This is a genomic window from Agrilactobacillus fermenti, assembly GCF_047943045.1.
Classification (GTDB): Bacteria; Bacillota; Bacilli; order Lactobacillales; family Lactobacillaceae; genus Agrilactobacillus; species Agrilactobacillus fermenti.
Genome location: NZ_CP181347.1, coordinates 557,505 through 572,259 on the forward strand (window position 1 = coordinate 557,505; position 14,755 = coordinate 572,259).

Consider the following 14,755-nt stretch of genomic DNA (forward strand, 5'->3'; position numbering starts at 1 on the left):
TTGCCCCAGGATAAGCATGATTCTGTTGGCGTATGATACATATGTATTGAAGCCATACGGGGTGCGATTGCCGATGGTGTCGAGCTGACAGGTTTACTCCATTGGGCTGTATTGATCTGGTAAGTGCCTCTACAGATGATTGCTAGTAATGGTGCCAATTTGGGTAATGACCTTAGTTATTAATTAATTAATTAAAAAATCTGTTGTTCTTAATAGTCGGTAAACGGCTTTGAGAACAACAGATTTTTTTGTTTAAAAGCGTGGGACAAAAGGCGCTCGGCAATCGTTTCACAGCTGCTGACTGCTTTAATTATCGCTGGTATTTTAGTTATTTCGGTAAAAGGTGTTTGGGCGAGTCATTTTGTCGAATAACAAAATAAATTAAATATTATTCAAATAACCTTGGACTTTCTGCTGGCACCATAGCAAAAAGTCCTTTTCATTGATCACTTGTAAAGCGTTGTTTTCGGCGTAAGTCATGTTTTCAGTAGTCAGTGCTTCGTCCATGGGTTTTTCAATAATGCCGGAAATAACGACTTGGGTTGTTTTGACGGGGCGATTGTGGGGGAAAGCCCCTAAAGCACGTGCCAAATCAATGGCTTGTTTATGGGTCATGGTTCTCAGTTTACCGGTAAAAGCAATTTGCATTCTGGTTAGATCCATCTCGATACCTCACATTTCGTTTGCTATTAAGTTAATCATAATACTAATTGTAAACAAGGGGAATATTGGATTTGCATCTCAGTGCAAAAAGGGGTACGGTAGTTTTATGAATATCGAACAAGAAGATTTGAAAAGGTCGGAAATATTTAAGGTATTGTCTGATCCTAATCGATTGCGCATGATTCGAATTTTGTACCAAAGTGGTCGCGAAATGACTTGCGGAGAGGTGGGCGAGAAGTTATCTGTTAGCAAGTCAACTGTCTCATATCACTTCAAATTATTGCGTGCAGTGGGCTTGACACATACTCGAAAAGCAGCACAGAGTAAGTATCTATCACTTAATCAACAGACTTTTGCCAAATATTTACCTGGCTTTCTGGATTCCTTATAGAATCCAGTTTATTTTTAAGCCTTAGTTCGATAATTATCGAATAACACGAAGGAAGCGGTAATTTGTCTAAAGCACCAAAGACCAAACGCACTTGGATCGTGGCGGCGATATTCATCGCCACTTTTATGACATCAGTTGAAACAACCATCGTCACCACAGCTTTGCCTACAATTATCAGTCAGTTAAATGGTCTCGCCCTACAAAGTTGGATTTTTGCTGTTTATTTATTGACGACGGCAATCAGTACGCCGATTTATGGTAAGTTGGCCGATAACATTGGCCGTAAGCCAATATTTATCAGTGGTTTAATTGTTTTTTCACTTGGTTCTTTTTTATGTGGTGTGGCGCCTAATATAATCATTTTGATTTTATGTCGGGCACTGCAAGGCATTGGTGCTGGCGCAATTATGCCGATCACCTTCACGATTATCGCGGATTTGTTTGATTATCAGCAACGGGCGAATATGATGGCCTTAAATAACACGGCTTGGGGCATTTCAGCTTTATTAGGCCCATTAGTTGGTGGGGTCATCGTGGCTAAACTAAACTGGCATTGGGTATTTTTTATCAATGTTCCTTTAGGTATTTTGGTTTTAATATTGGTCAGTGTGGGCTTGAAAGAACCCACGCGTACAAAACAACATCTAAAGCTGGACTATCCAGGCATTGGTCTATTATCGCTCACGTTGTTAAGTTTGTTGCTTTTATTTCAAAATTTAGGGAATGTTAAGTTACAACTAGGGTTGATTATCGGTTTAATGGTGATCACGCTGATAAGTGGTTTTCTATTTTATATTGTTGAGCAACGGGTGCAAGAGCCAATCATGCCCTTAAATTTATTCAAACAACCGTTGTTTACCATTCAAATTTTAACGGCATTATTGCTGAGCGGTGTTCAAATCGGATTTCAAACCTATTTTCCGATTTGGTTACAAGCCATTTATCATGTTTCCGCCGCGGTGGCTGGATTAGCCATTACGCCCAGTCCCGTGTTGTGGCTGGTTACGTCCTTTTTTGTGGGCCCGTTGATCAAACGCTGGTCACCGAAACGGATCACGCTACCAATTGTTTGTTTACAATTAGTCGTTTACATACCGCTGTTGTTTGCCGGTGCCAGTTTTAAAATCATTGGTTTTTATTTGATTGCTGGTGTGACTGGCGCTGGGTTGGGCATTGTGATTACGATGAATACGTTAGTTGCCCAACGCGTGGTAGCAGCAGATCATCTGGGGACGGCTTCTGCTATGTTGACATTGGGACGAACTTTAGGGCAAACAATTATGACTGGGGTGTTCGGCTTGCTGTTCAATCTAGCAATTAATCATGCGTTGACAAGATATTCGAGCATTCACTTTACTATGGTCAATCAATTTATCAGTCAACAACATCATTTGACCTTGAGTCAGTCTGAATTACATGTTTTACAACAGATCATTTTAGCTGGCATGCATTGGGTCTTTTTAGGTGCAGTTGTGTTATTTCTACTGATTATTTGGCTCAACCTAGTTGACAAAAATAAAAAAGTTGTTGAATAATCGTACAAAGTAATTGATAGGGATGATGTCAATGACACGAACAGCGCGGTTGTTGAAACTACTGTGCCTTGGCTACCGTTGGATTTTGGCTGATAATCTGGTGGGGACTTACTTGCATGGCTCTTATGTCTTGGGGGGATACCAGGAAGTGAGTAGTGATCTAGATTATTTGGTCGTCGTTCGCCGACCTTTAACCACCAGTGAAAAATTGCGGCTGATGACTTGGACGTTAGAAAAATTATGGCCGCTGGCGCCACGTAAAGGACTCGAATTTCATATTTTACAAGCCAAACAAGTGGTTCACTTTGAAGCGCCTGTTGCTTTTGAATTTCATTTTTCTGAAATGCATTATCAAACTTATCAGCGAGATCCGTTAGCTTATATTCAACGGATGCATGGGGGTGACCCTGATTTGACAGCACATTTGAAAATCATAACTAATTTTGGTCAAGTTCTAATTGGTCCGGCAATTTCAAGGATTTTTGGTCGAGTCCCAGATGCTGACTATTGGCAAAGCATTGTTTATGATTTGGCAGATGCTCGGGTGATGATTGGCCGTCAGCCAGTCTATGTCATTTTGAATTTATGTCGGGCGGTTGCCTTCCGTGAAGCTGGTTTGATTCTTTCTAAACTTGCTGGCGGGCAATATGGCTGCAGCCGTTTACCCCAGTATCGATCATTGATCCAGCAGGCTTTGCAAGTGTACCTTACTGGGCAGAAGCAAGTGTTTGAAACATCAGAACTCGTGGGATTTGCAGAAAATTTATTAAAAAGATTAAAGATTGAATGAAGTGGGATTTTTATCTTATTTGACAACTTGATAGCGGTTTTCTACAATAACAGTGCATAAAAACACATCCCGGTTGGTAGTCCGGGAGCACATTTATAGTGTCAGTAACCTTCCCTCCAGGTCGTCCAGTGCAATTTACAAAAAGGAGGGGTCATCATGAAACTAACAATTTTCTTTGATGGCAGCTTTTGGTGTGGTTTAGTTGAAGTACAGTGTGCTAAACAAGTACAGGTTTGGAAACATGTTTTTGGCCCAGAACCTAAAGATGCAGAGGTATTAGCTTTTGTAAATAAGCGGTTACTAGCTGAGTGGGCTTCTGTACCCTGTGTTTCGGCAATTACTGAGCAAAAACAGCAGTATCATATCAATCCTAAAAGACAGCAACGTTTAGCTCATAAGTTACGTAAGAAACCAGTACTTTCAACTAAAGCCCAAGCAGCGATGCAAGCAGAACGAGAGATCAAACGCGTCGATCGCCGACACACTACAAAAGCAAATCGCTTAGCTGAACAACAGGCACGGTTTCAACAGAGGCAAGCAAAAAAGTTACAGAAACATAAGGGACATTAGTTGTTGGTAAACTAAGGTAATACAACAAAATCGTGATTTTCAGAGATACTGTACATCTGAGAATCACGATTTTTGTGTATAATTGTAGAGGATAGTATTTCTGTAATAGTAAAGTGTGGGGGAATGGACAGTGCGTATACTGAGTTGGAACTGCAGAGGTGGGTTACAAAATAAGTTTTCAGAACTTATTAAAGTTAGAGCAGATTTATATCTGATTCAAGAAGTAGGTAACGGGCAAAAATGGTTAAATTTAGATGATTTTCCAAATGATAATTATCTTTTTGAATCAAAAAATGGTACAACGCATAATGATAGGAATGGTATTCTAGCTTTTTCATTGAATCACGATATTCGAGTTAAAGCAAATAACAATCTGTTTGATTTGGATATGCGATATTACCAATATTTAACGTTTGGTACATATGATGTTCTAAATGTCTGGACCCACGCACCAGCGTATATTGAAGACTTATATAGTTTTATATACGTCAATCAGCAAAAGTTATTGTTAAATAAATCAAACACAGTGATAATGGGAGATTTCAATAGTAACGTAATTTGGAGCGATCATGAACACAAGTTTCGGAATCATGATGATTTAAATACGTTAATGGAAAAGTATAACTTTGCAAGTGGATATCATGAAATTTCAAAAACACCATTTGGACAAGAAACCGATTATACATTTCGCCAAAAACGGCGAGGCAAAATAAATAAGTATTACATTGATTATGCCTATACATCTGATAAATTGATCCAAAATTTTGAAGTTATTCATAATTTTGATGACTTGTCAGATCATTCAGCTATTTTAATTGAAGTAGAAAATTAATTTTTAGCCCAAAAGTTTTTTTAAATAAGGAATATATGATTATTAAAAATCTAGGAAGGCGTAGGGAACAATCATCTGAATTGTATTCTTATCCTTTTGTCCCACACTTCACTCTAGCGTATAATATACGTATCTTACAAAGCAAAGGGGAAAATCATGGCTGAATTAACACACTTTTATGAATATTTCCAACCGACGAACTATAACATTTATTTAGATATCAATCGCGGTATCAAGCAATTTAGTGGACAGACAACGATTACTGGTAATGCTAAAGCTGAAAAAATTGCCCTGCATCAAAAGTATTTAGAGATCAATACGATCACTGTGGATGGTGCAGCTGTTGAATTTACGATGGATAATGACCACGATGCCGTGCGGTTTAGTGTGCCAAAGACTGGCGAAGTCACGATCGTCGTTGATTACAAAGCCCCTCTAACGGATTCAATGATGGGCATTTATCCTTCCCATTATGAAGTCAATGGTGAAAAGAAACAGATCATTGGGACTCAATTTGAAACGAACTTTGCCCGCCAAGCTTTTCCAGGCATCGATGAGCCCGCAGCCAAGGCTAAATTTGATCTAGCCATCAAGTTTGATGAACAGCCAGGCGAGACAGTTCTAGCTAACATGCCTGAGCAAAAGGTTGAAAATGGCGTACATTATTTTGATACCACTGTACGGATGTCAACTTATCTGGTGGCCTTTGCTTTTGGTGATCTACAAAGCAAAACAACCACGACTAAGAGTGGGGTTAAAGTTGGTGTATTCGGGACAAAGGCACACCAAGCTAAAGAATTAGATTTTGCTTTGGATATTGCCAAACGATCGATCGAATTTTATGAAGATTTCTATCAAACACCTTATCCACTGCCACATTCTTGGCAACTAGCTTTACCAGATTTTTCGGCTGGTGCGATGGAAAACTGGGGGTTAGTTACTTATCGGGAAGCTTACCTATTATTAGATCCTGATAATACCGCTTTAGAAATGAAGCAATTAGTTGCTACCGTGATTGCCCATGAATTAGCACATCAATGGTTCGGTGATTTAGTAACCATGCAGTGGTGGGATGATTTGTGGTTGAATGAAAGTTTTGCCAATATGATGGAATACGTGGCAATCGATGCCATTCAACCAGATTGGCATATTTGGGAGTTGTTCCAAACCTCTGACGTTCCCTCAGCTTTACAACGGGATGCGACTGATGGCGTGCAATCGGTCCATGTGGCTGTGGAAGATCCAGCTGAAATTGACGCCTTGTTTGATGGGGCCATCGTTTATGCCAAAGGTGCACGGATGCTGGTCATGGTTCGGGCTTTATTAGGTGATGATGCGCTACGCAAAGGCTTGAAGAAATATTTTGCCGCTCATCAATATGGCAATGCCAAGGGTGCGGATCTCTGGGCTGCCTTGGCTGATGCCTCTGGGATGAACGTGGGCGAAATCATGAATTCTTGGCTGGAACAACCTGGCTATCCTGTCGTTACTGCTGCCGTGGAAAATGGCAAGCTGACGTTATCCCAGCAGCAATTCTTTATCGGCCAAGGGCAAGATGCTGGCCGCAAATGGCAGATTCCATTGAATAGCAACTATGCTGCCGCACCAAAAATCATGGCCGACAAGCAAGTTACTTTAGGGGACTATGCGCAATTGCGTGACGAAAATGGTCAACCATTCCGCCTGAATCAAGGTAACAATTCTCATTTTATTGTGAAATATGACGCTACTTTATTACAAGATATTTTGGACCATTTAAGTGATTTGGATGCCATCGATCAACTGGCCTTGTTACAAGATCAGCGGTTATTAGCTGAAGGCGGTCAAATCTCTTACGCCGATGTGGTGCCGTTATTGACACGCTTTGCGGATAGTCATTCCAATGTGGTCAATGCGGCTTTATATCAAGTCGCTAATAATTTGAAGAAATTCGTGACACCCGATTCTGCTGAAGAAAAGCATTTACAAGCTCTATTTGATAAACTTAGTGCAGCCCAAGTGGCGCGTTTAGGTTGGACGCCACAAGCCGGAGAATCAAACGATGACCAGCTCACCCGGCCATATGTCTTGAGCGCGGCTTTATATGCTAAAAATGCTGCTGCGGTTGCCAGCGCCCATGATTTATTTACTGCGAATAAAGCTGATTTAGCTGCTTTACCCGCAGATATTCGTATGTTTGTCCTACGGAATGAAGTTAAGAATTACGGTAGTGCTGAGCGCTTTGAACAATTATTAACTGCTTATCGGCAAACCAGTGATGCCAGCTACAAAGCTGATATTCGTGCCGCTTTGACCAGTACCACTGATCCTGAATTAGTGCAGCGATTGATTAGTCATTTTGAAGATGCTGATACGATCAAACCGCAGGATCTACGCGGCTGGTATCGTGGTGTCTTGGCTAATGATGCTGGGCAGCAAGCTGCTTGGGACTGGCTTCGTAATGATTGGCAATGGTTGGAAGATACCGTAGGCGGCGATATGGAATTTACTACTTATATCACCGTGACTGCTGGTATTTTCCACACACCAGAACGGTTGGCAGAATTCAAAGCTTTCTTTGAACCAAAATTGAATACGCCTGGCTTGACGCGTGAAATTAAGATGGATATTAAAGTCATTGAAAGTCGCGTGAACTTGATTGAAGCTGAAAAAGCTGCGGTCAATCAAGCCATTGCGCAAGCCTAGTGTCTGTATAAAATAAATAAACCCGTAAAAATTGTGCTAGTTTTTACGGGTTTTTATCGACTTTAAAGGGTCGTTTTAGAGATTAAAGTCTCTAGAATTAGAGATGTAAGTGTTTTCTTTGATCGTAATCAAAATCTAATGAAGTTAGGTGACTTAAAGTGAATGAACAAACGCTGACGAACCAATTAGCCAGTTTACAAGCAAATGTAGCGGCATTACAAGCTTATATCAAAGGGGCGGCACCGAAACAAAGGGATGCAACAAAGAAATTCGGCATCATTTCAGCCGGACAGTCCAATATTGATGGTCGGGTGCCCATCGCAGAATTACCAAGTGATATCAAGCTGCCAATGACCAACTGTCACTATTGTTCGAATTATTCCGCTGGTCATGAACAAGGACAATTTTCGCCAGCTTTATCCCAAGCAGATCTTTCTTCAGATCGTTGGGGCTTTGATTTGGTGACGTACCATTATCTGACAACTTTAGCTAAGCAAGAGATTTATGTTATGAAATGGTCTGAAGGCGGTACTTCTATCGATGCTACTGGCGATAATGTCCATCATTGGACAGTGGATTATGAAGCTTTGCCAGATATTGATGCCTCACTGTTAAAGCATTTTGATGATTTGGTTCGGCAGTGCTTGAGTGCTGCGAAACATCAAATTGAAGTGCGTGCCATGTTGTGGCATCAAGGTGAATCTGATCGCCGTTCTTATTCAGAAACTGCGGCTGACAACTATTATCGTAATCTTAAAACCGTTTTTGCCTATTGCCGAGGGATTGTTGGCAATGTGACTTTACCAATTTTCTGTGGCACTGTCAGCCACACATCCGGTCAGTACGATGCTACCGTGGATGCGGCTATCCGCCAGATTGCCAAAGAAGATCCTAACGTTCATTGCGTGGATATGTCAGGTGGTCATTTACTCGATGACTTCCATTTTAATCGGGATAGCAGCGTTTATTTTGGTCAAGAAATTTACAATGCTTTTGTGGATAATGGATTAGTCCAAGGTAAGAAAGTCGCCACTAAGCGACCTTGGTAATTGAAGTATAGTAAAAGGAAAAGACCAACAGAGCTAGGAAACTAGTTTTGCTGGTCTTTTTTTGAAGTGGCATTGATTAATTTAGAATATCGAGTATTGTTTGTTTTACTTGGAAAAACGATGGTGTATCCAGAACTGTGAGTAATTCAGCATGTCTTTTTCTAAAATCATAGGAAAAAAATTGTAGGGAGTTGATGTAGCCATCAATTGAGTCCTGATTAATAGGAATAAAGAAGGGCGTGTTACGAAATTGATTATGCAATGCGTGAGTGATTGGGCACACGACAACTAACGAGGTAAGTTTGCTATATCCTTGATTACTCATAACTAGTGCTGGACGGCGTTTTTGAATCTCATGACCTAGTGATGGATCAAAATCGATTAGAATAATGTCTTGCTGCTCAGGAATGTATTCATTCTTTGGGGATTTCTGCACCAATCAATTTCCCTCCGGCGGCTTCAGTTTGGGTTAACTCATGATTCTTAATGAAATTTTCATCATGAAATAAATTTTTGTGTTTAGGTACATAAATGATTACACCATCACGACCTTGATAAACTTCATATTCTTTAGCAGTTGGTTCGATATTGTTTGGAACAGTCAGGGTATTTGAATTACCAACTTTACGAATTTTTACAGTCATGACAAGCACCTCCATTGTGTATATTAAGTATATACTGAAATGCGATTTCTGTATAGTTAAATCTACTAAAAGATGATTAAAAACGAAGTGCTTTTTTGCTTGCTTTCAGCGTTATTGATAGTACGATATAATTAACATAGTAACTTTTGAAGAACTCGAAAATTGTAAAATGGGAGAAGGATACAAATCTAAAGCTGAACTAGAGCCCCAGATTTATGTGTTGCTTGAATAAGTTCGTAGAAGTAGATTAATTTCTATGATCAGATCAAAAATGATATTGGGGCTGTCTACGTATAGAAGAAAAAAGAATAGGATCAATTATGGATAAATATAAACGTAAAATCGAAGATATAAGTGCAGCAAACATACAGGAAAACATGCTCCGTGAAAGTATGCCTGAAATATTGGACACTTTGCTAATTGATCGCACTACCTCAACGCCTAAGGCAGTACATAATATTATTTGGGCAAATGGAAATTATGTTCGATACGGGCGAAAAGAATATGCTGCTACCTCTCAAATGAAACCTAGATTAGTAACTGGAAGTCATGGACAACTCATTATGCCACGTGCATTGAAATCTCGTGAATTACAAAAAGAACGGACTAGGTCAAAGGCTGAGGTTTTCACGCCAACTTGGATTGTGAAAAAACAAAATGATGAGATTGACAAGGCTTATCAAAATGATGATCTGGAAACTTATGTGAATCGTTTGTGGCTTGAAATTACTTGTGGCGAAGCACCTTATATGGCGACACGCTATGACATGGAGACGGGGGAAATTATTCCGTTCACTGAACGCGTGGGTTTTATTGATCGTAAGTTGAAACGTATTAATGCTGAGGTAGAAGATAAAGCGGAATGGCAACGTTTAGTAGAAAAAGCCTTTAAATCAAGCTATGGTTTTGAATGGAGTGGCGATTCACTATTACTTGCTCGTGAAAACTTATTGTATACTTACCGTGATTATTATTACGATAAGTGGTTTGAAGAACCGCTTTATGGTTTGTTTGAAGATATCGCTGAAATCATTAGTTACAACATTTTTCAAATGGACGGGATGAAATGCATCATCCCACTAAGTGAAAGAAAAGAAAAAATATCAATTGGCTTTGACCTTTTTACGGGTAAGGAAGAATTCGAGACTCGTGGTTCAAAGGGAAAACGCGTCAAAGTGATGAACTGGAAAACAAATAAAATGGAATTCTTCGATAAGGGGGTCAAATAAATATGAGTGATAACACAGTTATCAAAACAACAAAAACTATCTATCCGCAAATTTATGCTTATACTTTGCCAACGATACCTAATGATGTTGGTTGGATTAAGATTGGCTATACGGAACGAAAAAATGTTGATGACCGTATTCTGGAACAGACGAAAACTGCAGCGGTGAATTTACCATATAACAAATTATGGTCTGAACCTGCGAAGTTCAATAATGTTGATAAATGGTTTACGGATAAGCAACTTCATGCCTATTTGAAGAAGTTCAAAGGGGTTAAACAGCGGCCAAAAACGGAGTGGTTCTATTACGATGGAACACCCAAAAGAGCGTATGCAGATTTTGATGATTTTCGTAACAATGAGTATAGTCAGGTAAAAGAGCAATTAAATTATACGTTGCGAACGGAACAAGAAGATGCGGTTAATATGACTCTTGCCTATGCAAAAACTCATAAGGGTGGAGAATTTTTGTGGAATGCGAAGCCACGGTTTGGTAAGACGCTGACGACATATGATTTGGTACGTAAATTGGATGCAGTTAATGTTTTGGTTGTGACTAACCGCCCGGCTATCGCTAATTCATGGTTTGACGATTTTCAAAGATTTATTGCATGGCAGACGGATTATCTCTTTGTTTCAACTTCTGATTCATTGAAGGAACGTCCGGTATTAACTCGTGAAAAATTTTTAGATGCCATTAACGATAATGAAAATGCACGTCAGATTGCATTTATCTCACTTCAAGATTTAAAGGGAGCTATCTCTTTTGGTGGTGGCTACGATAAATTGAAATGGGTTAAAGACTTAACTTGGGACCTTTTAGTCGTCGATGAGAGTCATGAAGGTCGTGACACATTTAAGACTGATGTTGCTTTTGAACAGATTAAGCGCAAATTTACTTTGAACCTTTCGGGGACACCATTTAAGGCATTAGCAGAAGATAAGTTTTCTGATGAACAAATCTATAACTGGACTTATACCGACGAACAAGAAGCCAAGCAAGATTGGCCGGTGAATGTTGAAGAAAATAATCCATATGAAAAGTTACCACGTTTGAGTATGTTCTCATACCAGATGAGCCAGATGATTGTAGATGAAGTAAATAAAGGTGCTGAGATTGATGGCGATAATATTGATTATGCTTTCGATCTAAATGAGTTCTTCGAAACGAATGATGCCGGTAAATTTGTTCATGAAACTGATATCAAAAAGTGGCTCGGTTCATTAACGCACAATGAAAAGTATCCATTCTCTACACCAAAGTTGCGTAACGAACTTAAGCATACTTTTTGGCTATTAAATCGAGTTGCTAGTGCGAAAGCATTAGAGAAGTTGCTGAAGAATGACCCTGTTTTTGAAAACTATAAAATTATCTTAGCAGCCGGGGATGGCAAGTCAAATGATGACGACCAAACAATTAACCAAAAATCACTAGACCGTGTCCGTGAGGCAATAAAAAATTATGATAAGACGATTACTTTGTCAGTTGGACAGTTAACAACAGGGGTGACTGTTCCTGAATGGACAGCAGTATTGATGCTTTCTAATATAAAATCACCAAGTTTATATATGCAGGCGGCATTTCGTGCTCAAAATCCATGGGATTATGAGATTGATGGGCAAATACATCGGAAAGAAACAGCATATGTTTTTGACTTTGCACCAGAACGTACATTGACGATTTATGATGATTTTGCCAATAATCTTAGTCCTAAGACTGCCAATGGTGATGGTACATCTGAAGACCGTAAGAATAACATCCGTAACTTGTTGAATTTCTTCCCAGTTATCGCTGAAGATAACGAAGGTAAGATGGTTGAACTGGATGTTAACCAAGTGCTGACAATTCCTAAAACGGTGAAGGCACAGGAAGTGGTTCGTCGTGGATTCATGTCAAACTTACTATTTCAAAACATCTCTGGTATTTTTGCGTCTGCTGGCGCACGTGAGATATTGGAACACTTGAATCCGGTTGATCAGGGCAAGGTTACACCACGTAAGCTTAAAAAGCCAATTGATACGAAAGACATTAAAGTTGATGATAATGGGAATGCTATAGTCGAGCAAGAAACAGTAGTTGAAACTACTAGCGCTCACTTTGGCCCTAAAGTCTATGGAACTATGCAGAATGTTGCCGATACCGCAGACGATCCGGCGGAAACAGAACTTTCTGTTAAGATTGCCGATGCATTCAAGGCAAGCACTCAAGATATCATAAAAAATTTGGCCAAGAAAAACGGTTTGACTACAAAAGTGGGTGAACAAATTGCACAACAAAATGCCAACGCCATTGCTCGAGAGGTAGAAGTAGTTCAAAAGCAGGCCGAAATTAAACAAACTGAGGCAGAAGTTGAGTATAAGAAAGTTGTCGCTGAGTCACAGAACAATCAAGAAGAAATTGATGAGGCCAAGGCTAACTATGAAGCTAAAAAGCAAAAGATTAACAATGATTTTCAAAAGGACGTAACGGCTACCGTTGAAACTAAGACACAGGAATTAGTTCAACGATCAACTGAAACCATTTTGAAAAAGGCTGAAGACAAGAAGAAGAATACCGTTGAAGATGATATCCGTGCACGTCTGCGCGGTTTTGCTCGTACCATACCTTCGTTCTTGATGGCCTATGGTGAAAAGACAACCACTCTAAGTTCATTTGACACGATTATTGAAAATAAAGTGTTTAAAGAAGTGACCGGTATTAACTTGGATCAATTTCGCGCTTTACGTGATGAATTTAAATTTTTTGACGAAGTTGTTTTTGATGAATCTGTTCAAGAATTTTTGCATAAGCGTCAAGAATTAGCTAATTACTTTGATGAGAGCCAAAAAGAGGATATCTTTGACTACATTCCACCACAACAAACTAATCAAATCTTTACGCCTAGAAATGTCGTAAAGATGATGATCGATAAGTTACAGGCAGAAAGTCCACAAGATTTTACCGATCCTAATAAGACATTTGTTGATTTATATATGAAATCGGGATTATATATCACTGAAATTGTTAAACGTCTCTATATTAGTTTGAAAGAACAAATTCCTGATGATGACCAGCGGTTAAAACACATATTAGAGCACCAAGTTTATGGTTTTGCACCAAGCGAAATTATATATAACATTGCCCATAATTTCATCTTTGGGTTTGACGAGAAGGCTAAGAACATTGATGATTCACATATTGTATTCCTTGATACGACTCCTTTCGCTCGTGGGGAAGGTGATTTTGAGGCAAAATGCGATGAGTTATTTGGAGGTAAAAGCAAATGAAGTTTGATGTAGTAGTCGGGAACCCGCCATATCAGGACAATATTAATAATCGAGGAGAACAACCGGCAATTTATAATTATTTTTATGATTTTGCAAAGCAAATTGGAGAGAAGTATTGCATAGTCTCACCTGCTCGTTTTTTATTTAATGTAGGATCTACTCCAAAAAAATGGAATAAAGAGATGATTTCAGATCCTCATATTAAAGTTACGTATTTTAATGCATCAGCATCAGAATTATTTCCGAATACAGATATTAAGGGAGGAATAGTTATTTTATATCGTGACGCTGAGAGGACTGTTGGACCAATCGGTTTTTTCACTAATCATGAAGAATTGAATACAATTTTAAAGAAAGTTATAAATAGCAATTTTAAATCAATTAATCAAATTTTATTTAGCAATACCAGTTATAGGTATGATTCCACGTTGTGGGAAGAAAATCCTGAACTGAAAAAGCGTGTATCTGGTGGATCTATGCGGTATTTAACTTCATCTGTGTTTAAAAATTTACATGAAATTTTTTATGACGATAAGCCAAAGGACGGGAGAGACTATGTACAAATTTTGGGTAGACAAAACAATACTCGAGTATTCAAATGGATGCGTCGTAGCTATCTTAAGTCACACCCAAATATTGACAAATATAAAGTATTGGTTTCGAGTTCCAATGGTTCCGGTCGTCTAGGAGAAGTATTAGCAGCACCAATAGTTGAAAAACCAAATCAAGGTTATACCGAAACCTTTATTTCTTTTGGAGCATTTAGTGAACAAGAAACAGCATATAATTTAGTAAAGTATTTAAAAACGAAGTTTGCACGAACAATGCTTGGTATTAAAAAAGTTACCCAAGGTAATAAGACAAAAGAGGTCTGGTCTAAAGTACCGTTGCAAGATTTTACTTCAGCTTCAGATATTAATTGGCAAAGTTCTATTTCAGAAATTGATAAACAATTATTCAAAAAATACGGGTTAAATCGTGAAGAAGTGCTTTTCATAACAGACACTATTTCAGAAATGAAATAGTATTGATTTCAAAGTAAAGAATTCATTTATTATATAGAAGTATAATCAAATAATAGACAGAGTTTTAGAGTGATTG

The 14,755-nt window shown here is 38.8% G+C and carries 13 protein-coding genes; 10 read left to right on the forward strand and 3 right to left on the reverse strand.

The window, feature by feature from the left end; translation table 11 throughout:
• Nucleotides 1–381: 381 nt before the first annotated feature.
• Complete coding sequence (locus ACNAN0_RS02695) at nucleotides 382–663, reverse strand: hypothetical protein (protein WP_230913596.1); 282 nt, start codon at nucleotides 661–663, stop codon at nucleotides 382–384.
• A 106-nt stretch (nucleotides 664–769) separates the two neighbouring features.
• Between ACNAN0_RS02695 and ACNAN0_RS02700 the strand changes: the two genes are divergently transcribed.
• The 7 genes from ACNAN0_RS02700 to ACNAN0_RS02730 all read left to right on the forward strand — a co-directional run bounded on the left by ACNAN0_RS02700 (nucleotide 770) and on the right by ACNAN0_RS02730 (nucleotide 8,515).
• Nucleotides 770–1,054, forward strand: coding sequence for an ArsR/SmtB family transcription factor (locus ACNAN0_RS02700; RefSeq protein WP_230913595.1), 285 nt, complete (start codon nucleotides 770–772; stop codon nucleotides 1,052–1,054).
• A 62-nt stretch (nucleotides 1,055–1,116) separates the two neighbouring features.
• Nucleotides 1,117–2,589, forward strand: a complete 1,473-nt coding sequence (locus ACNAN0_RS02705) for an MFS transporter (protein ID WP_416353783.1) — start codon at nucleotides 1,117–1,119, stop codon at nucleotides 2,587–2,589.
• Between the two features lie 31 nt (nucleotides 2,590–2,620).
• A complete protein-coding gene (locus ACNAN0_RS02710; RefSeq protein ID WP_416353784.1) occupies nucleotides 2,621–3,379 on the forward strand; it encodes an aminoglycoside adenylyltransferase domain-containing protein in 759 nt (252 codons plus the stop codon).
• A gap of 156 nt (nucleotides 3,380–3,535) precedes the next feature.
• Entirely contained in the window at nucleotides 3,536–3,949 is a 414-nt protein-coding gene (locus tag ACNAN0_RS02715; RefSeq protein WP_416353785.1) for a YjdF family protein, read from the forward strand.
• A 115-nt stretch (nucleotides 3,950–4,064) separates the two neighbouring features.
• A complete protein-coding gene (locus ACNAN0_RS02720; RefSeq protein WP_416353786.1) occupies nucleotides 4,065–4,781 on the forward strand; it encodes an endonuclease/exonuclease/phosphatase family protein in 717 nt (238 codons plus the stop codon).
• 156 nt (nucleotides 4,782–4,937) lie between these two features.
• Complete coding sequence (locus tag ACNAN0_RS02725) at nucleotides 4,938–7,466, forward strand: M1 family metallopeptidase (RefSeq protein WP_416353787.1); 2,529 nt, start codon at nucleotides 4,938–4,940, stop codon at nucleotides 7,464–7,466.
• A 158-nt stretch (nucleotides 7,467–7,624) separates the two neighbouring features.
• Entirely contained in the window at nucleotides 7,625–8,515 is an 891-nt protein-coding gene (locus ACNAN0_RS02730; RefSeq protein WP_416353788.1) for a sialate O-acetylesterase, read from the forward strand.
• A gap of 76 nt (nucleotides 8,516–8,591) precedes the next feature.
• Here the strand turns inward: ACNAN0_RS02730 and ACNAN0_RS02735 are convergent, their stop codons facing one another.
• Nucleotides 8,592–8,951 (reverse strand): type II toxin-antitoxin system PemK/MazF family toxin, encoded by a 360-nt coding sequence (locus tag ACNAN0_RS02735; RefSeq protein ID WP_416353789.1) that lies wholly within the window; start codon nucleotides 8,949–8,951, stop codon nucleotides 8,592–8,594.
• A complete protein-coding gene (locus ACNAN0_RS02740) occupies nucleotides 8,929–9,159 on the reverse strand; it encodes an antitoxin of toxin-antitoxin stability system (protein WP_416353790.1) in 231 nt (76 codons plus the stop codon). Before ACNAN0_RS02740 ends, ACNAN0_RS02735 begins: the two co-directional genes overlap by 23 nt.
• Nucleotides 9,160–9,479: 320 nt before the next feature.
• On the opposite strand from ACNAN0_RS02740, the gene ACNAN0_RS02745 reads away from it, so the two are divergent.
• Genes ACNAN0_RS02745 through ACNAN0_RS02755 form a run of 3 tightly spaced genes read left to right on the forward strand, consistent with a single transcriptional unit; the run spans nucleotide 9,480 to nucleotide 14,679 of the window.
• On the forward strand, nucleotides 9,480–10,388 hold the full coding sequence (locus ACNAN0_RS02745) for a restriction endonuclease (RefSeq protein WP_416353791.1): 909 nt from the start codon (nucleotides 9,480–9,482) through the stop codon (nucleotides 10,386–10,388).
• Between the two features lie 2 nt (nucleotides 10,389–10,390).
• Complete coding sequence (locus ACNAN0_RS02750; protein ID WP_416353792.1) at nucleotides 10,391–13,654, forward strand: DEAD/DEAH box helicase family protein; 3,264 nt, start codon at nucleotides 10,391–10,393, stop codon at nucleotides 13,652–13,654.
• A complete protein-coding gene (locus ACNAN0_RS02755) occupies nucleotides 13,651–14,679 on the forward strand; it encodes an Eco57I restriction-modification methylase domain-containing protein (RefSeq protein WP_416353793.1) in 1,029 nt (342 codons plus the stop codon). The genes ACNAN0_RS02750 and ACNAN0_RS02755 overlap by 4 nt, the downstream gene beginning before the upstream one ends.
• The last annotated feature ends 76 nt before the right edge of the window (nucleotides 14,680–14,755 follow it).

Coding starts and splice junctions, on each gene's coding strand:
- ACNAN0_RS02695 (WP_230913596.1), bottom strand. CDS start 663: ATGGATCTAACCAGAATGCAAATTGCTTTTACCGGTAAACTGAGAACC.
- ACNAN0_RS02700 (WP_230913595.1), top strand. CDS start 770: ATGAATATCGAACAAGAAGATTTGAAAAGGTCGGAAATATTTAAGGTA.
- ACNAN0_RS02710 (WP_416353784.1), top strand. CDS start 2,621: ATGACACGAACAGCGCGGTTGTTGAAACTACTGTGCCTTGGCTACCGT.
- ACNAN0_RS02715 (WP_416353785.1), top strand. CDS start 3,536: ATGAAACTAACAATTTTCTTTGATGGCAGCTTTTGGTGTGGTTTAGTT.
- ACNAN0_RS02725 (WP_416353787.1), top strand. CDS start 4,938: ATGGCTGAATTAACACACTTTTATGAATATTTCCAACCGACGAACTAT.
- ACNAN0_RS02740 (WP_416353790.1), bottom strand. CDS start 9,159: ATGACTGTAAAAATTCGTAAAGTTGGTAATTCAAATACCCTGACTGTT.
- ACNAN0_RS02745 (WP_416353791.1), top strand. CDS start 9,480: ATGGATAAATATAAACGTAAAATCGAAGATATAAGTGCAGCAAACATA.
- ACNAN0_RS02750 (WP_416353792.1), top strand. CDS start 10,391: ATGAGTGATAACACAGTTATCAAAACAACAAAAACTATCTATCCGCAA.
- ACNAN0_RS02755 (WP_416353793.1), top strand. CDS start 13,651: ATGAAGTTTGATGTAGTAGTCGGGAACCCGCCATATCAGGACAATATT.